This is a genomic window from Chitinibacter sp. FCG-7 (assembly GCF_040047665.1).
GTDB lineage: Bacteria > Pseudomonadota > Gammaproteobacteria > Burkholderiales > Chitinibacteraceae > Chitinibacter > Chitinibacter mangrovi.
In genome coordinates this window covers 2,127,720-2,145,196 of the sequence record NZ_CP157355.1, presented here as the reverse complement: position 1 = coordinate 2,145,196, position 17,477 = coordinate 2,127,720, and the positions used below count along the sequence as shown (strand labels likewise).

Sequence of the window (17,477 nt, the reverse complement as noted above, 5' to 3'; positions counted from 1 at the left end):
GTGGTCAGAATTGTTGATTTTGTTGGCATGGACAAAGTTACTTAAAAAGCGTAGCTGAGAAGCTCTGGCGGCTACGAACCAAATAACGGCGACACACAAACCATTACAGGGATGCGCAGCATGGGCAACTCGAAAAACCTCAATTCGAAAGTTAACCTTTAAAATTCAATGATTTACTGAGCAATTATCCATACCAACAGGGGTTTTTCGAGGTGTCCATCACTGACCTGCTAGCTACCGTGCGAGCCATGATTTCACAAGTTAATAGCATTCAGGAGTTGGGATTGATTGGTAAGGCGTAATCACGCGCAAACTAAAACAACGCACTTTAAACTGCAAGAATTATCGCATGCCGCAGCAGGACTTGACTTGGAGGCAGCCCATCATGGCAATAATGAAACGCTACATCTTTGGCAAGCCAAACCAACACTAGACTTCAATACCACATCATTTACCCAAAGAATTTCTTTGCTTCTATGCAGGAAATCGCTTGAGTACAAGCCATGTCACAGTTTCTTCTAATTTTTATTGAGCACCTCAAAAGTTACAGGTAAGCTCTCATATACATATATAACGAAAGCAGTACGCGAAGCTGTTAATAGTCAACAAAAATAATCAATAGTCGAATTATAATAATGGTTTTCACCCTCAAAATGAAAAATCTCAAATATATTGAAATTAACACCAATGCATTATCTCTCATATAAAAGCTACAAACCCAGATAAAACAAGCAATAAATACATCAAAGATAAAAAGGCAAAAACAATGAAACTAGAAAAAATTCAATTCGGAGAAAAGCCATTCAGAAAATTGAGAAACATAACAATTGAGATCGCCCCAAGGATAACGGTCATTGCTGGACACAATGGAATTGGAAAATCTACGATACTAGGACTAATAGCTAACTGTTCAGGACTTTCTCGAGGAGAAAAAAGTCTATTTGGAACTACTTACCAATCAAACTTCCAAGAAGCATTTTATCTAGATTATTTTGCAGATTACGATAAATACATTCAAGAAACCACAAGCACTCCGAAAAAAAACATCCCTAAGGTGACATTAGAGTATTCAAATGATGATGGTAGCAAATTACAAAAATCCTGCTCAGTAAGCTTGCAAAAGAAAACAATTTCAACCATGCAATACAAATCGCACATGATAAAGGTTCCCAAAGAAAGCAAGATAAGGGAGAAAAACACTCAAGAGTGTGCGATGGAGACAGTGGCCCTTTTCCACGAAAGTATAGCCACCCCAACAAAAAAAGAAAATAACCACCAAATAGATGTTTGGCGTTTGCGAATAATCCCAAGAACTCTTGCAAAATCGCCTTCAACAGACATCGACAATGAGCCAAGTGATGAATTTTATCTATCAGAACTTAGTACAACAAAAACAAATAGCTCAGAATCAGGAAAAATTCCAATTCCTACACTATATCTAGGAATGAGCAGAATGGCTCCAATTGGAGAATTTGAAGACGATCAAATAGAGAAGAGAAAAGCAATAAAATTCAATGAGCAAGATAAAGACTTCATTCATGAATCTTTTAATCATGTCCTCAGTTTCAACAAAGGAGCTGAAGACCACTTGGTACTTCACTCTTTTGCAAAATCGAGAAAGAAGTCATATCTCCCAACATTTGACAATCATGATACATTTGCTATTTCTCTTGGACAAGACTCATTAAGCTCAATCATCACTGCTCTCGCCTCCTTTAATCAATTAAAAAGAGAACAAAGTGAAAATTACAAGGGCGGAATTTTAGTAATTGACGAAGTTGATGCAGGATTTCACCCTCGGGCACAAGAAAAATTAATAGACCTTTTATCAAAAAAAGCAAGGGAACTTAACTTGCAAGTAGTAATAACAACGCATTCATTAACGGTAATTAAAAAAATTCTAAGTGAAAATGATCGACCTGGAAATAAGGTCAACAATGTTATCTACCTACAAGACACCAGATTTCCAAGGGCGATGGAAAATCCAACCTATACAAAAATAAAATATGACATGCTTGGACTTGTAAGTCCGTCAACCGACAAAAATATCATAAAGATTTACTTGGAGGATGACGAGGCCAAATTTTTTCTTGAGCGACTTCTCTCCTCAAAGTCAATATCAAACCACGAAGCTAGTTTTGGAACAGACATTGAATTAATCCCACTATCAGTTGGATCAAATATATTAATGAACCTCTGCGCTGGGGACAGTTATTTTAAGCAAGTTGTAATTATTCCAGACAATGATGTTTCTACAGAACAGAAAAACCGTAAACTTATTGAAGACAATAAGAACATTTGCCCACTACCTGGAAATGACGCTTTTAATGAGAACACGCCACCACAGGAAAGAACGCCGGAGGCAATCATTTATAACTATCTAAAAAGCAAAACCGACTTCAATCTATCTGAAAATGCTGCTTTCTGGTATAATATCAATAAGGATTACACAACCGATTACGTCATAGATCGGGTGCTAACCATTGATCTAAGCACTACAAATGATAAAAAACATCGTGAAATAATGAAGGCTTGGTTTAACCATAACAGAGATTTTATAGGTCAAGCACGCATAGTAGAATCTTGGTGCAGCGAGAACTCAACCTCAACCGACACCTTTATATCAGAACTTACGACAGCAATTGATACAGCAACTCGATGCTCAGTTAAACGCTAAACATTAATTATTAGGTAATATATGGCTGGCCACTCAAAACCTCTAACACCGTTAAGATACCCTGGCGGGAAAGGGGCATTTGCGCCATTCATAAAGTCAATTATTGAATGCAACAAACTGAAAGGGGGTCATTACTTAGAGCCATTTGCAGGTGGTGCTGGGGTAGCATTAGACCTACTTTTTAATGATTATAGCCAAGAAATTCACATAAATGATCTAGATCCTGCAATTTATTCTTTCTGGCATGCCATCGTTAATACCTCAAAAGATTTTCTTGACTTACTATCTTCAACACCTATTAGCATTAATGAATGGCACAAACAAAAACAAATCATTAATGCGCCGCACTGCCACTCCACATTAGAGCTTGGGTTCGCTGCTTTTTTCTTGAATCGAACAAATAGATCAGGAATTCTTAAAGGCGGAGTTATCGGTGGAAAAAAACAAGATGGGATATACAAACTCTGTGCACGATTTAACAAAGAAAAACTTGCGGCTAGAATAAGAAAAATTTCAGCGCACGCCAGTCAAATCCATGTTTATAATCAGAACGCAGTGGATTTAATTAATAAAGTGACTGACTTCATCCCCGAAAACTCACTAATTTATCTAGATCCGCCTTATTACAATAAAGGGCAAGGGCTTTACAGAAACTTCTACACTCATGATGATCACGTTAGCATCTGCAGAGCTCTAGCTAAAATAGATAGAAAGTGGATTGTCTCTTACGATAGTTGCATCCAGATAAAAGACATATATAGTATATATCGTCAAGACGAATATGCTTTGAGTTACTGCGCATATAAAAAAACCAAAGGAGCAGAGATCATGATTTACGGCCCCACGGTTCTCGAACCGATTGAATCACAACTAAAAACTCACTCACCATAATCCAATAAGCAGACCTGCTTACCTTGATTTATTATTTTTTAGAAAGTAACTTCATTTACTAAAACTCAGATAATTAATCCATAACTGACTTTGAATGACTGTAAATGATTATTTTTCTAAAAGGTTAGTATTTGCGACCTACTTGCCTAATATAGCGCTTCAAAAATTCAGCCACCGCATGCGGTGGCTGAATTTTTGAAGCGCAATTACGAAAACTATTACACGTCGAGATTCCGTGCCACCAGCGCGTTTTGCTCGATGAAGTGGCGGCGGGGTTCTACTTGGTCGCCCATCAGCGTCGTGAACACTTCGTCGGCGGCAATTGCGTCGCCGATGTTTACTTTCAGCAGGCGGCGCACGGTGACGTCCATCGTGGTTTCCCATAGCTGCTCGGGGTTCATCTCGCCCAAGCCTTTATAGCGCTGGATGCTCATATTGCGGCGTACTTCGGCCAGCAGCCAGTCCAGCGCTTCTTTGAAGTTGCGCACCGGCTGGGTGTGGTCGCCACGGCGGATGATGGCTTTGTCGCCGATCAGGCCCAGCAGCATTTCGGCCATGCGCTTGATTTGCGCGTAGTCGCCCGACAGGATGAAATCGTTGTCGATATATTGCATCGTGGTCACGCCGTGCAGGTGGCGGGCGATGCGAATCTGGTAGCCCGCTTCTACCGGCTCTACCACAAAGGTAAAGGCCGGGTGCTTCACGGCATCGGCCAGGCGGTTGGCCGAGTCTTGCGCGGCGGCTTCGCTGTCCAGGCTGAGCGGCAGCATGGTGAGCATAGCGTTCAGAATCATCGGGTCGATAAAGCGGCTTTCGCGCTCGATCACCGCTTCGGTGACGAAATACTGTTTCGCCAGCGTTTCCAGCGCTTCGCCAGAGATGCCGTCTTGATCTGCACCATTTGGTAGCAATTCGGAGCCATCCATGGCGGCGCGCAGCAAGTATTGCTTCAGCTCTTGCTCGTCTTTCAGATAGGTTTCGCGCTTGCCTTGCTTCACTTTGAATAGTGGCGGCTGGGCGATATAGATATAGCCGCGCTCGACTAGCTCGGGCAATTGGCGGTAGAAGAAGGTGAGCAGCAGTGTACGGATGTGCGAGCCGTCCACGTCCGCATCCGTCATGATAATGATGCGGTGGTAGCGCAGTTTTTCGATATTGAAATCGTCTTTACCAATGCCGCAACCGAGCGCGGTAATCAGCGTACCGACTTCCTGGCTGGCCAGCATACGATCAAAACGCGCACGTTCCACGTTCAAAATCTTACCTTTCAGCGGCAAGATGGCTTGGAATTTACGATCACGGCCTTGCTTGGCTGAGCCGCCGGCGGAATCACCCTCGACCAGATACAGCTCGGACAATTCCGGGTTTTTCTCCTGGCAGTCGGCCAGTTTACCCGGCAGGCCAAGGCCATCGAGCACGCCTTTACGGCGGGTAATCTCACGCGCTTTACGCGCCGCTTCGCGCGCACGCGCTGCATCGACGATTTTGCCGCAAATGATTTTGGCGTCGGTCGGGTTTTCCAGCAGGAAGTCGGCCAGCGCTTGGCTCACCACTTCATTCACCACCGGGGCGATTTCGCCGGAAACCAGCTTGTCTTTGGTCTGGCTGCTGAATTTTGGATCAGGCAGTTTGACGCTCAATACGCAGGTCAGACCTTCGCGCATATCGTCGCCGCCGGTTTCGACTTTGGCTTTTTTGGCAAAGTCGTGACTGTCAATGTATTGGTTCAGCGTACGCGTCATCACTTGGCGCAGCGCCGTCATGTGCGTGCCGCCGTCGCGCTGCGGAATATTATTGGTAAAGCACTGCACCGATTCTTGGTATGAATCATTCCACTGCATCGACACTTCGACGGTCATACCGTCTTTTTCGCCGATGGCGTAGAAAATATGCGGATGCAGGACGGTTTTATTGCGGTTTACATATTCAACAAAGCCGCGCACGCCGCCGGTGTAGTTGAAGTTTTCTTCCTTGCCGTGGCGGCGGTCGAGCAGCTGGATATTCACGCCATTATTCAGGAACGACAATTCGCGAATGCGCTTGGCGAGGATTTCAAAATGGAATTCGATCAGGCCAAAAGTCTCGACCGAAGCGAAGAAATGTACCTCGGTACCACGGCGGTCGGTGTCGCCAATCACTTTCAGCGGTGATACAGCTACGCCTTGGCGGAACTCCATCGAGTGAACTTTACCGTCCCTACGTATAGTCAGGCGCAGCCAGTCTGATAGCGCGTTGACAACCGATACCCCCACCCCATGCAAGCCGCCCGATACTTTGTAGCTGTTCTGGTCAAACTTGCCGCCAGCGTGCAGCTCGGTCATCACGATTTCAGCGGCGGAGCGCTTGAATTCGTCGTCTTCCTTGATCTGCGTGGGAATACCACGGCCATTGTCTTCGACCGAAATCGAGTTATCAGCATGAATAATGACTTTGATCGTGTCGCAATGCCCGGCCAGCGCCTCGTCAATGGCGTTATCCAGCACCTCGAACACCATATGGTGCAAGCCAGTGCCATCACCCGTGTCGCCGATATACATACCAGGGCGTTTGCGTACGGCTTCCAGACCCTTCAGGATACGGATACTGTCGGCGCCATATTCAGGCTGATTCACTTCGGGAAGATTATTTTCGCTCATAGGACTCTTGTATGTCAGGTGTGAGGAGTGAGGGGTTAGGTGCAGTCAGAGAGGGGTCGTGAGCGTGGCCGCTCCAACCCCTCGCCTAACACCTCTCACCTAGATACGCATCGGCATTACGATGTATTTGAAGTGCTCGTTATCGGGAATTGTGACCAGCACGCTGGAATTGACGTCACCGAAATAGCAATGCAGCGTTTCAACCGATAGATTGGTCAATACATCCAGCAGGTATTGGATGTTAAAGCCCACATCCAGTGGTTCGTGGCCATATACCACCTCTAGTTCTTCTTGCGCCTCTTCCTGCTCATTGTTGTTGCACAGGATTTTGAGCATATTGTCAGTCAGCACCAGACGCACGCCACGGAATTTTTCATTCGACAGAATGGCGGCACGCTGCATCGACGATAGCAGCGCCTGACGGTCAACATTAAGCAGGCGGGTATTGTTTTGCGGAATCACGCGGTTGTAGTCGGGGAATTTGCCATCGACTACTTTGCTGTGAATCACGATATTGCCAAAGCTGAATTTCACCTGATTGCTGGCGATGTCGATGGTGACTTCGTCGTCCACATCGGCGAGCAATTTATACAGCTCCAGAATCGTTTTGCGCGGCAAAATCACTTCGTTTTTATCAAACGAGCTAGTTAGCTCGGTGGAAGCAAAGCCCAAGCGGTGGCCATCGGTGGCCACCAGTTTGAGCAAATTGCCCTCAGTCACCATGAACATCCCGTTCAGGTAGTAACGAATATCTTGGTGCGCCATGGCAAATTGCACGCGGCTGAGCAGCGCTTTCAATTGGCCTTGCGGCATGCGCACGGTGGCGCGCAGATTGGTATCGACAGCCAATTGCGGGAAATCATTAGCTGGCAGGGTTTGCAGCGCAAAGCGGCTTTTGCCGGCCTTGATCGTCAAGCGGCCTTCAGCTTCTTCAAACGACACGACAGTTTTATCGGGAATGGCACGCAAAATGTCCGACAGCTTTTTCGCAGCCACGGTGATGGCAAAATCACCGCCGGAAAAGCCTTCCAACTGCTGGCTGCTAATCTGGATTTCAAGGTCGGTGCCGGTAAAGACCAAGCGCTCGCCTTCCTTTTTGATCAGCACGTTCGAGAGAATCGGCAAAGTATGTCTGCGCTCTACGATACCAGTTACGGTAGCCAGCGGTTTTAAGAGCGAATCGCGTTCAGCTTGCAGCAGTTGCATTTTCCCTCACCTATGAGTCCCAAATCGTTTAACAAAAAAAGTAGCCCAATTCTACCTGAAAACGGGCAATTGATCAGATTACGGCAGCGCAAAGCACCATAGGGTGTGCAAATCCTGCTTTGCGCACCGCGACCACATAAACCTTCAAATTATCCGGCCAGTCAGCGCGCAAATCCCTGCGGGATTTTCACGCGACTTCATCCAAATCAGGAACGCAACATCTGCAGCAGCACACTGTACTGATGCGCCATTTCCTGATCACTCTGGCGAAAATCCTGAATCGTTCGGCAGGCATGCAGTACCGTGGTGTGGTCTCGCCCGCCAAAGGCATCGCCAATGGCTGGCAAGCTCATTTGCGTGAGCTCTTTGGTCAGCGCCATCGCCATCTGGCGTGGCCGGGCAATATCGCGCGTGCGCTTTTTACTATGCATATCGGCGACTTTGATCTTGTAAAAATCAGCCACCGTTTTCTGGATATTTTCTACCGACACCTGGCGATTGCCCGAGGCCAGAATATCGCGCAGCGCTTCCTTGGCCGAATCGACCGTGATCGATTGATTGGTAAAGCGCGAATACGCCATCACGCGTTTCAAAGCACCTTCCAGCTCGCGCACATTGGAGCGGATATTTTTGGCCATAAAGAAAGCCACATTGGCGTCGAGCTTAAAGTGCTCGGCCTCGGCTTTCTTGAGCAAAATCGCCACGCGCATTTCGGTTTCTGGCGGCTCGATCGGCACAATCAAACCCCAGGAAAAACGACTGGTCAGACGCTCTTGCAAGCCTTCAATCTCACGCGGAATTTTGTCCGAGGTCAGAATAATCTGTTTACCGCTCTCAAGCAGCGCATTAAATAGATAGAAAAATTCTTCCTGCGTGCGATCTTTGCCCACAAAGAACTGAATATCATCCACCAGCAGCACATCGAGCGAGTGATAGTATTTTTTAAAGTCGTCAAATGACTTGTGCTGATACGCCTTCACCACGTCCTGCACGTATTTTTCGGCGTGGATATAGCGGATTTTGGCTTGCGGGTTGTGCTGGTGTACAAAATTACCAATTGCCTGCGTCAAGTGCGTTTTACCCAGGCCCACGCCACCATAGACAAACAGCGGGTTGTAGCTCACACCGGGATTCTCGGCCACCTGCATGGCGGCAGCGCGCGCCACCTGATTGGCTTTACCCGTTACCAGCGTATCAAAAGTGTGGCCGGGGTTCAGGCGGGATAATTCGTGATTTGAGCCTGCCGCATCAAAACGCTTGGCAGGCTTGGGCGCTGCTTGCACCGGCGCAGGTGCGGGCGCTGCTTGAACTGTTTCTTGCGTCGCCGGTTTGGCGCTGCGCTCGGCGGGCGCACTGGCAGCCAGAACGCCGACTTTTAATTCAATATGGGGCGGCACGCCATTGCATACCTTGGCGGCAGCCATTTCGATCATGCCCAGATAGCGATCACGAATGAACTGCAGAAAAATCTGGTTGGGCACGGCGATAACCAAGCTTCCGTCCACCACTTGCGCACTATTGGCCAATGGCTTGATCCAGATATTAAACTGGCTGGCCGCCAGGCTTTGCTGGAGCTCATTGAGACAATGTGACCACAGGTCTTCAGTCGAGACTTTTATTTGCATTGGGGACGGTCCATCACCACGCCATGTTGACTGCAATGCGAATGCATGCCGTTTGCGCGGTAGGTGTATGGATTCATGTTGGTAATGGGAAGGGGCCGATTGTACCGATTTATACGCAACTTATCCACAGCCCCGGCGCATTTAATCCCTAACAGCGCATTACATTTTGGCTTGACAAGGTGATTGGTTCACTGATTAAATCGCGTGTTTACTGCACCTTTGTCAATCTAGGATTTATCATGAAGCGTACTTTCCAACCTTCTGTAATCAAACGCAAGCGTACTCACGGCTTTCGCGTTCGCATGAGCACTGTAGGTGGCCGTCGCGTTCTGAACGCACGCCGCGCTAAAGGCCGCAAAGTACTGTCTGCTTAAGCTTTGCTTGAGTTTGCGAAAGCAGGTCACAGTATGAGTAGCGTTGGCCGCTACCGCTTTACGCGTTCTGCGCGTTTACTAAAAACGGATGATTTTTCATCCGTTTTTAGTTTGCGCGCGTCAGTGGGCAATGACTACTTCCAGCTTCTGGGCAAACGCAACCAGAGCTCGGCTGCCCGGCTAGGGCTGGTTGTCGGCAAAAAAACCGACAAGCGGGCCGTAGGCCGCAACTATATCAAACGCACGATTCGCGAAACTTTCCGGCTGAACGCCACTCAATTGGCGGGCCTGGATATCGTGGTGCGATCGCGCAAGGCGTTCAATCGCCAGGAAGGTGCGGCTGCCCGAGCTGCTTTATTGAGTTTGTTCAAGAAAATACGCTCATGTCGCGCCTTATCATCGCATTCGTGAAACTATATCAGCTTATGATCAGCCCGCTGCTGGGCCCGCGCTGTCGCTTTGTGCCGACCTGCTCGCAGTACAGCATTGAAGCCGTACAGAAATACGGCGCAGCCAAAGGCAGCTATCTGACTGTACGCCGTTTATGCCGCTGCCACCCCTGGGGTGATTGTGGCCACGATCCGGTACCTTAATTTCTACTTAATCTGAGTTGGGAGCTCGTCCGTATAAAATGGATACCAAGAGACTCATCGTATTTATTGCGCTGTCGTTCGGCATTTTGTATTTCTGGCAGCAGTATATGGAGAAGCAATACCCGCAGATTAAAAAGCCTGCGGTTGCTTCCAGCGTTGCCACTGCCTCGGGCGCTGCAACGGCAACAGCCAGCACCGCTGCGCAACCTGAAGCAGGCCGTCTGGCCAAGGGCCAGCGCATCAGCGTCACCACCGACTTGCTGCAAGCGGTGATCGACACCAATGGTGCCGACCTGCGTGAAGTGAAATTGCTCAAGCACGGCGACAGCAAAGACCCGAAAAAGCCATTCACCCTGCTGCAAGATGAAGGCGAGCACATTTATGTGGCGCAAACCGGCTTGCTCGGTGATGGCCTACCAACGCACAAAGACGTCTTTACCAGCGCACAAAGCAGCTACACACTGGCTGATGGCCAGAATGAAGTGGCCGTTCGCTTGGAAAAAGTGACGGCCAGCGGCGTCAAAATTGCCAAAATCTATACCTTCAAACGCGACCAGTATGTGGTGGACGTGAAGTATGAAATCGTCAACGCCAGCACAGCGCCAGTGACGGCCAGCGCCTACTACCGCCTGATCCGTGACGGCAAAGTAGAAAATCCGGGCATGTTTGGCACGCACACTTTCACTGGCCCGGCGGTTTACACCGACGAAGGCAAGTTCCAAAAAGTGGACTTTGAAAAAATCACCAAAGGCGAAGCGAAATACGTCCCAAGCGCCAAAGACGGCTGGATTGCGATGATTCAGCATTACTTTGCTTCTGGTTGGATTTTCTCGCCAAAAGACGGTGCAGGTGTATGTACACCAAACGCTTGCCGTTATGAGATGAAAGCCCTGCCAGACAATATGTTTGCCGTCAGCGCCACCGTTGATATCCCGACCATTGCGACCGGACAAAAAGCGGAAAAATCAGTCGGCCTCTATGTCGGCCCGCAAGAAACCAAGCGTCTTGACGCCGTTGCCAAAGACTTTGACCTGGTTAAAGACTACGGCATGTTTACCATCTTCAGTAAGCCGCTGTTTGCCGTACTGCAGTTTATCCACGGCTTTGTGGGCAACTGGGGCTGGGCGATTATTCTGGTGACGGTACTGATCAAACTGGCTTTCTTCCCATTGGCCAGCGCCAGCTACCGCTCAATGGCGAAAATGCGCCAGCTTGCGCCACGCATGGAAGCGCTGAAACAGCGTCATGGCGATGACCGCATGAAATTCCAGCAAGCGGTGATGGAAATGTACAAGACCGAAAAGGTCAACCCGCTCGGCGGCTGCCTGCCGATGCTGGTGCAGATTCCGGTCTTTATCGCTTTCTACTGGATGCTCTTGGCCGCCGTAGAGCTGCGTCAGGCACCGTGGGAATTCTGGATTCACGATCTGGCGATTCCAGACCCGTTCTACATCCTGCCGCTGATCATGGCCGTGTCAATGTACGTGCAATCGTCATTGTCGCCACCGCCACCTGATCCGATGCAGGCCAAGATGATGAAGTGGATGCCAATTGCCTTCTCGGTGTTCTTCTTCTTCTTCCCGGCCGGTTTGGTACTGTACTGGGTCGTGAACAACATCTTGTCGATCGCTCAGCAGTATGTGATTACCAAGCAGGTTGAAAAACAAGCTGCAGCCGCCAAGAACAGCTAATCGCTAGGCGCAATCAACAAAGCCACCTCATTTCGAGGTGGCTTTTTATTACCAAGGCAGGTATACGCCACCAGACCTTACCCAACTTAGCCCAGCAGGCAATACCCCTTAACTACTCATCAAGCCATCCCACCAGACTGCAAAGGCTGATCTGGCGCAATATCTTGTGCGCGTTTTGCTTTCACAATCAAATCCATCTCATCGATAACGATGGCATCATGTTCAAACCCAGCTGGCGTTCTATTCGCATTCTGCTGCTCGCACTGACGCTACTTTTTAGCGCCAGCCTGCGCTTTGCTGCCGTCAGCCAGCACGCGACGCCGACCATCGCCAGTCATTGTGTCGATCAAAACCGTCCCAGCACCACCAGCCCGCAGCAAGCGCTTGATTGCCTTGGTCATTGCGCGCTGCCAGCGCCGATAGCCTACGCACCAGCTACGCTGCAATATCGCCAGCATCGCACGGCCCTGCCCCAGCCTGGCTTTATCAGCATCGTACAAACGCCACCCTCGCCCCCACCCAAGCTCTCCGCCGTCTAAACCCAGCAAATAAGTAGATAGACAAAACTTTCCACGCTAGGCTGCGAGCCGAAGACAGTACACACGTACGGCGAGGCGAGGTAACGATGCGTGGGAATTTTTGGCTTAGTTAGCCTGTTTAAACGCACTCAATTGGGCGCACGCCTTGCTGCGCCCCTGCGGAGAAAAATCATGAATATGACCCATTACATGGCCCTATTGGCCGACAATCAACCGTGGAATCTGATTCTGTTTATGGCGATTCCGGTGATCCTTGCCGAAACCGTTGCGATTACCGAATTATTTATTCTGTTTTCACGGCAACTGAACGGCACGCTGCGGCAGATTAATCGCTTTGCCAGCATCGTCGGCGGTATTTATTTCACTGGCGTGTTCATTTACCTGATGAAAACCGCCGTGATTCCACTGACCGCCAGCGGCGGTTGGCTGGGTGCGGCCGACGTGATTGCGGTGGGTTTTTATCTCAGCGGCATTATTCCGCTCGGCGGCATGGCGCTGCTCGATCTCGGGCTGATCTGCAAAGCTTGGGACGATGAACGCAAGCTGAAACTGCACGCGATCTTTGTCGCGATCTTCTTGGTCGTGGCGCATATCGCGATGATTTTCGGCATGCTCGATCCCACATTGCTGATGGCAGAAGCACCGATGGCGGGTATGGAAGGCATGCACCATTAAGTCCGGGCTAGAGCCAGCACCGATCAGACGCGGTATCATGGCGGTTTGCTGATACCGCGTTTTCATCATGACTTTATACGTAACCGACACCATCGCCGCCATTGCTACCGCCCCCGGACGAGGCGGCGTCGGCGTGATTCGCGTGTCAGGCAAATACATTGCGCCAGTGATTGCGGGCCTGCTCGGGCGCGACCAGGCCGCCATGAAGCCGCGCTTTGCGCATTTTGCGCACTTCAAAGCCGCGGATGGCAGCACGCTCGATGAAGGCATCGCGCTGTTTTTCCCCAATCCGGCCTCATTCACCGGCGAAGACGTGCTCGAATTGCAAGGCCACGGCGGCCCCGTCGTAATGAATATGCTGCTCAAACGCTGCATTGAGCTGGGCGCACGTCACGCGCAACCGGGTGAATTCACTAAGCGCGCATTTCTCAATGGCAAACTTGATTTGGCGCAGGCCGAAGCTGTCGCCGACATCATCGACGCACAATCGGAAGCCGCCGCCAAATCAGCGCTCAAATCGCTCGACGGCGCTTTTTCACGCGAAGTACACACGCTGGTCGACGAGCTGATCACGCTGCGCATGCTGGTTGAAGCCACACTCGATTTCCCCGAAGAAGACATTGATTTTCTCGAAGCCGCCGACGCGCGCGGCAAACTTGCTGGCATTGCCGCGCAGCTGGAAACCACGCTCGCCACCGCCACGCAAGGCAAGTTATTGCGCGAAGGCATGCACGTGGTGCTGATCGGCCAGCCCAATGTCGGCAAATCCAGCCTGATGAATGCACTTGCCGGTGAAGACGTGGCGATTGTCACCGACATCGCAGGTACAACGCGCGACACGGTGCGCGAGCTGATTCAGCTCGACGGCGTACCGCTGCATGTGATCGACACCGCCGGTCTGCGCGATACCGACGATACCGTCGAAAAAATCGGCATCGAGCGCACGTGGGCGGCGGTCGACAAAGCCGATCTGGCGCTACTGCTGCTCGACAGCCGCGAAGGCATTACCGAACACGATCAGAATATTTTGAACAAACTGCCGCCTACGCTGAAAGTGCTGCGCGTGTTCAACAAGATCGATTTAACCGGCGAGACGCCCGGCGAAGTGGCTGAAGATGAAATCCATGTCTCGGCCAAGCAGGGTATAGGCCTGAAAGAATTACGTATCAAGCTCCTCAAGCAAATAGGATGGGGAGGTATGAACGATGGCGTCTTCATCGCCCGCGAGCGCCACCTCACCGCCATCCGCGCCGCACGCGAACATTTACACACCGCCGATGCGGCATATTTACAGATTGAGATCTTGGCAGAGGAATTGCGTCTGGCGCAAAATTGCCTGAATGAAATCACCGGCGAATTTAGCTCCGATGATTTGCTCGGCGTGATCTTCAGCCGATTCTGTATTGGGAAATAGTGGCCGCGCGCCCTGACAAAAAATATCCTGATTATGCCTCTGCTTCAGAAGGCAGCGGAGCGGGTTGGCCCGCAAATGCTCTGCCAATTAATACCCCTTCATAGGCAAGGGACTCTCAATTGGCTCTTTCCGTTGCACTCAGCCACATAACGCGATTACGTCCAGCATGCTTAGCGGCATAAAGCAACTCATCGGCTTTGCGCAGCAAGCTGTCTGGTTGACACTCTTCTCCAGTGAGGCAAAGCGCGCCAATGCTGACAGAAATCACACTCTGCACTGTTGAATGCGCGTGCGGGATTGCCAAATCCAGCACCGATAAACGTAGCCGTTCAAGCAAATTAGCGGCATCCAGACAACCCGGCAGCAACAGGGCAAACTCCTCTCCGCCATATCTGGCCGCCACGTCATAGGGGCGACGGGCCGACTCTGCAATAGCGCAGGCAACGGCACGCAATGCCTCATCACCGGCGCTATGTCCATAATGGTCGTTAAATTGCTTGAAGAAATCGACATCCAGCATCGCCAGAGTCAGCCCTGAATTGTTGCGCACAGCTTCCCGGCAAGCCATATTTAATGCTTCATCAAATGTGCGTCGATTCGCAATGCCGGTCAAACCATCAAGCTTGGCCAGTTTTTCCATGGCATCTTCGGTTTCGCGGCGCACAGTAATGTCCTGCAAGGTTAAAACTGCGCCCTGTTCTGGATCATTAATATCAATCTGTTTAAGCTGGCTGCACACCAGACCTTGCTGCCATCTTTACGGATTAGCTGAAAATCATTTTCAGCGACTTGCCCGCTTTGCAGAATGGGCATGAAATGCTTTGCTGCCAGTTCGAAGTCTTCATAGCTGGGGTACAAGGTGCGAGTCGACTGCCCAATCAGCTCTCCGGCTTCATAGCCAAAGATTCTCTCGAAGCTCTGATTGCAGCGCATAAAGACCCGATTTTTTAGAAAGGCAATGCCGGTCAGCGAATTATCAAAAATCGCTTGCTGCTCGAGTAACGCCTGATCCAGGTGCTGAGTTCGTCGAGCGACTTCTTGCTCAAGATACTCAAGCTGACGCTGCTCAGCCAGATGATATTCGTTTAGCTTGGCGTAGTTCTGATTCAGCGCGGCAGCGAGGGTGGTCAGCTCATCTTCCGATTCATTTTTGCCGCGCTCCAGTTTTAAGGTATTCATCTGCTCACCCAACTGAAAACTGCGTACATAGTCCAGCAAACGCGACAAATGACGCGTCACTAGATAATGCAGCAAGATCAATAAGGCCATTGAAAAGATCAGCGTTTTCATGCCCTGCGTGGCAGCAACAACAATGCCACGATCGAATGTTCGCTGATAAACAAGGTCAAGATTTGGGGCAACAATTAAGCGACCGACTTTGATCCGGCGCGTTCCCGCGGCAAACTCCAAGGGGTAGGATAACAAATCGGCCTGTTTTTCATCGATAGTGCCAGCCGAAGCGTGCGCGCCCTCATTGGGGCCATAGCGAACCATCGCTCCGGCAATCCAGGGGGACTGGACAAGGCCATCGAGCTGAACCTGCACCAAGGGCTGATCAAAATTCCAAGCTGCTGCGGCCAGACTTTCGCTCTGGCTTTTACGAATAAAACTAAGATTGTCGCCAAGATCGGCCAAATCACGCCGGTAATCGAGCGTCAGTTGCACCGAAATGGCAAGCAAGGCATTAAAAGCACTAATCAGCAGTACCCAGAATAACAAGCGGCGTGCAAGCGGTGTAATCGAGTGACAAGGTTTGGTGGCCGACAACTTCAACCCCTGTTAGTTGACTGCATTGCGATATGGATTATGGCGATTGAAGGTTTTCTCAAATTTCTTCACCTCGCTCCGTTCAGTGTAAAAGATTGTTTTATCCACCCAAGGCGGTCTTGTCCCTGCTGATTTAATGGCGGCATTGACCTTTTTGATCACCTGCTCGCCCCACTCACCCTTGGTGCAGGTTACATAACCCAGGATAAACTCTGGATCACCGCTGATTCGCAGCGTTTTCATTTTGACCTTTTTCGCCTCGGCATTCTGTTCGCGATACCAGCCATACTCTGCGGGATAGGAAAATAAATAATCGATCCAGCCTGAGGTCAACTGATTAAATGGAGCACTAAACTGCACCCCAGCTTTCAGAATATGTGGACTTCCCTGTACGCTGCTCAGTGCGGCGTTTATCGATGGTGAGTAGCCGCGCTTTTCAGTTACTGCAGTAACCAGGCTGGAATCCTTGACTAGTCGCAGGGCATCAATGCTGCCATCGGCGGTCATATAAGGCTTAAAACGCGCCAGTTTATCTTCGCGAATCAAGATGCGGTGCGTGAGGATGAAAAACACAGGGTCGCTAAACTCCATGATTTTCTTTCTCTCGTCATTCATCAGTAGCGCGGGGTGACAAACCAGCTGCTTTTGCGCCATCAATCCATGCGCCCGTGCAATGCTGGCCACTTCAAAATGGTGAGTGTACTCCGGCATGCGCGGCATAATAAAGCGTAGCATTTCATCGGCAATCCCCTTGCCTGGCATTTCACCGCTGACGTCAATAAAAGGTGGAAAATCGTTCAGTATCCAATTGATAGTGGATGTCGGTGTCGACCAAGCGCCAGCAGAAAATAATATCGTACATAGGCACAGAATCTGTTTTTTCATTCTTATTCGTTCCCTCCTTCGTGAAGAATCAGGACTCAGGCCACAGCCGAACGCCCAATTTATTACGTTTATATCTATAGCTGCGTCAGTCTAATAATAAGGAATAGGAATTCAAGTAATATTTGATTCTCGCAACACTCCTGAAGACCATTAATCCTGTCCTCAGAAGTTAAAAAATTGAGTGGCGTTGCGTCCCTCACTGTAGCGGCTTCTTTAGCCTAGCTGTACTTTTGCGGGATGTGGAACGGGCATCGGAGAATACAATTCTCTGCGAGCCAAAAAAAACGCCACAATCAATCGATTGCGGCGCTCAATAAGACATAGGATGGAGACAAAACACTACAGCACCGCCGCGTGAGCGGCCTATCTCTGTGCATGCCGCGATAATGCAGCACATAAGAACATTAGTCAATACTAATACACAAAAATGCACGGCAATATCGACACCTTTTATCCAAAACCCTATCGGACTTGCTTGTTTTTTCGGTAAAATTGACCGCTTTT

General features: G+C 49.6%; 15 protein-coding genes. 9 read left to right on the top strand and 6 right to left on the bottom strand.

What is annotated here, in order from left to right; translation table 11 throughout:
• Positions 1–766 precede the first annotated feature (766 nt).
• The gene (locus tag ABHF33_RS10205) at positions 767–2,677 is read left to right on the top strand and encodes an ATP-binding protein (RefSeq protein WP_348943867.1); all 1,911 of its coding nucleotides are present in this window, start codon (positions 767–769) and stop codon (positions 2,675–2,677) included.
• A 21-nt stretch (positions 2,678–2,698) separates the two neighbouring features.
• Positions 2,699–3,568 carry a DNA adenine methylase gene (locus ABHF33_RS10200; protein ID WP_348943866.1) on the top strand — a complete coding sequence of 290 codons (870 nt, stop codon included), beginning with the start codon at positions 2,699–2,701 and terminating at the stop codon, positions 3,566–3,568.
• A 218-nt stretch (positions 3,569–3,786) separates the two neighbouring features.
• Here the strand turns inward: ABHF33_RS10200 and gyrB are convergent, their stop codons facing one another.
• From gyrB to dnaA, 3 genes are all read right to left on the bottom strand, one after another.
• On the bottom strand, positions 3,787–6,204 hold the full coding sequence (gene gyrB, locus ABHF33_RS10195; RefSeq protein WP_348943865.1) for a DNA topoisomerase (ATP-hydrolyzing) subunit B: 2,418 nt from the start codon (positions 6,202–6,204) through the stop codon (positions 3,787–3,789).
• A 99-nt stretch (positions 6,205–6,303) separates the two neighbouring features.
• Complete coding sequence (gene dnaN, locus ABHF33_RS10190; RefSeq protein WP_348943864.1) at positions 6,304–7,410, bottom strand: DNA polymerase III subunit beta; 1,107 nt, start codon at positions 7,408–7,410, stop codon at positions 6,304–6,306.
• A gap of 206 nt (positions 7,411–7,616) precedes the next feature.
• Entirely contained in the window at positions 7,617–9,035 is a 1,419-nt protein-coding gene (gene dnaA / locus ABHF33_RS10185; RefSeq protein WP_348943863.1) for a chromosomal replication initiator protein DnaA, read from the bottom strand.
• A gap of 239 nt (positions 9,036–9,274) precedes the next feature.
• On the opposite strand from dnaA, the gene rpmH reads away from it, so the two are divergent.
• The 7 genes from rpmH to mnmE all read left to right on the top strand — a co-directional run bounded on the left by rpmH (position 9,275) and on the right by mnmE (position 14,321).
• Positions 9,275–9,409: a 50S ribosomal protein L34 gene (gene rpmH, locus ABHF33_RS10180; protein ID WP_081986631.1), complete on the top strand. Its 135-nt coding sequence runs from the start codon at positions 9,275–9,277 to the stop codon at positions 9,407–9,409.
• 33 nt (positions 9,410–9,442) lie between these two features.
• Positions 9,443–9,820, top strand: a complete 378-nt coding sequence (gene rnpA / locus ABHF33_RS10175; RefSeq protein ID WP_157314375.1) for a ribonuclease P protein component — start codon at positions 9,443–9,445, stop codon at positions 9,818–9,820.
• The gene (gene yidD / locus ABHF33_RS10170) at positions 9,793–10,002 is read left to right on the top strand and encodes a membrane protein insertion efficiency factor YidD (RefSeq protein WP_348943862.1); all 210 of its coding nucleotides are present in this window, start codon (positions 9,793–9,795) and stop codon (positions 10,000–10,002) included. The genes rnpA and yidD overlap by 28 nt, the downstream gene beginning before the upstream one ends.
• Positions 10,003–10,040: 38 nt before the next feature.
• Entirely contained in the window at positions 10,041–11,693 is a 1,653-nt protein-coding gene (yidC, locus tag ABHF33_RS10165) for a membrane protein insertase YidC (protein ID WP_348943861.1), read from the top strand.
• A 218-nt stretch (positions 11,694–11,911) separates the two neighbouring features.
• Complete coding sequence (locus tag ABHF33_RS10160; RefSeq protein ID WP_348943860.1) at positions 11,912–12,232, top strand: hypothetical protein; 321 nt, start codon at positions 11,912–11,914, stop codon at positions 12,230–12,232.
• 171 nt (positions 12,233–12,403) lie between these two features.
• Positions 12,404–12,907: a DUF6803 family protein gene (locus tag ABHF33_RS10155; RefSeq protein ID WP_348943859.1), complete on the top strand. Its 504-nt coding sequence runs from the start codon at positions 12,404–12,406 to the stop codon at positions 12,905–12,907.
• Positions 12,908–12,974: 67 nt separating this feature from the next.
• Entirely contained in the window at positions 12,975–14,321 is a 1,347-nt protein-coding gene (gene mnmE / locus ABHF33_RS10150; RefSeq protein WP_348943858.1) for a tRNA uridine-5-carboxymethylaminomethyl(34) synthesis GTPase MnmE, read from the top strand.
• A 115-nt stretch (positions 14,322–14,436) separates the two neighbouring features.
• On the opposite strand, the gene ABHF33_RS10145 is transcribed toward mnmE, so the two are convergent.
• The 3 genes from ABHF33_RS10145 to ABHF33_RS10135 are packed head-to-tail and all read right to left on the bottom strand — an operon-like array spanning position 14,437 to position 16,973.
• Complete coding sequence (locus ABHF33_RS10145) at positions 14,437–14,985, bottom strand: diguanylate cyclase (RefSeq protein ID WP_348943857.1); 549 nt, start codon at positions 14,983–14,985, stop codon at positions 14,437–14,439.
• 17 nt (positions 14,986–15,002) lie between these two features.
• Positions 15,003–16,088: a PAS domain S-box protein gene (locus ABHF33_RS10140; RefSeq protein ID WP_348943856.1), complete on the bottom strand. Its 1,086-nt coding sequence runs from the start codon at positions 16,086–16,088 to the stop codon at positions 15,003–15,005.
• Between the two features lie 12 nt (positions 16,089–16,100).
• Positions 16,101–16,973 carry a TIGR02285 family protein gene (locus ABHF33_RS10135; RefSeq protein ID WP_348943855.1) on the bottom strand — a complete coding sequence of 291 codons (873 nt, stop codon included), beginning with the start codon at positions 16,971–16,973 and terminating at the stop codon, positions 16,101–16,103.
• Between the last annotated feature and the right edge of the window lie 504 nt (positions 16,974–17,477).

Excerpts from the sequence above, each read along its gene's own strand:
- ABHF33_RS10205 (WP_348943867.1), top strand. The coding sequence starts at position 767 with ATGAAACTAGAAAAAATTCAATTCGGAGAAAAGCCATTCAGAAAATTG.
- ABHF33_RS10200 (WP_348943866.1), top strand. The coding sequence starts at position 2,699 with ATGGCTGGCCACTCAAAACCTCTAACACCGTTAAGATACCCTGGCGGG.
- gyrB (WP_348943865.1), bottom strand. The coding sequence starts at position 6,204 with ATGAGCGAAAATAATCTTCCCGAAGTGAATCAGCCTGAATATGGCGCC.
- dnaN (WP_348943864.1), bottom strand. The coding sequence starts at position 7,410 with ATGCAACTGCTGCAAGCTGAACGCGATTCGCTCTTAAAACCGCTGGCT.
- dnaA (WP_348943863.1), bottom strand. The coding sequence starts at position 9,035 with ATGCAAATAAAAGTCTCGACTGAAGACCTGTGGTCACATTGTCTCAAT.
- rpmH (WP_081986631.1), top strand. The coding sequence starts at position 9,275 with ATGAAGCGTACTTTCCAACCTTCTGTAATCAAACGCAAGCGTACTCAC.
- rnpA (WP_157314375.1), top strand. The coding sequence starts at position 9,443 with ATGAGTAGCGTTGGCCGCTACCGCTTTACGCGTTCTGCGCGTTTACTA.
- yidD (WP_348943862.1), top strand. The coding sequence starts at position 9,793 with ATGTCGCGCCTTATCATCGCATTCGTGAAACTATATCAGCTTATGATC.
- yidC (WP_348943861.1), top strand. The coding sequence starts at position 10,041 with ATGGATACCAAGAGACTCATCGTATTTATTGCGCTGTCGTTCGGCATT.
- ABHF33_RS10160 (WP_348943860.1), top strand. The coding sequence starts at position 11,912 with ATGTTCAAACCCAGCTGGCGTTCTATTCGCATTCTGCTGCTCGCACTG.
- ABHF33_RS10155 (WP_348943859.1), top strand. The coding sequence starts at position 12,404 with ATGAATATGACCCATTACATGGCCCTATTGGCCGACAATCAACCGTGG.
- mnmE (WP_348943858.1), top strand. The coding sequence starts at position 12,975 with ATGACTTTATACGTAACCGACACCATCGCCGCCATTGCTACCGCCCCC.
- ABHF33_RS10135 (WP_348943855.1), bottom strand. The coding sequence starts at position 16,973 with ATGAAAAAACAGATTCTGTGCCTATGTACGATATTATTTTCTGCTGGC.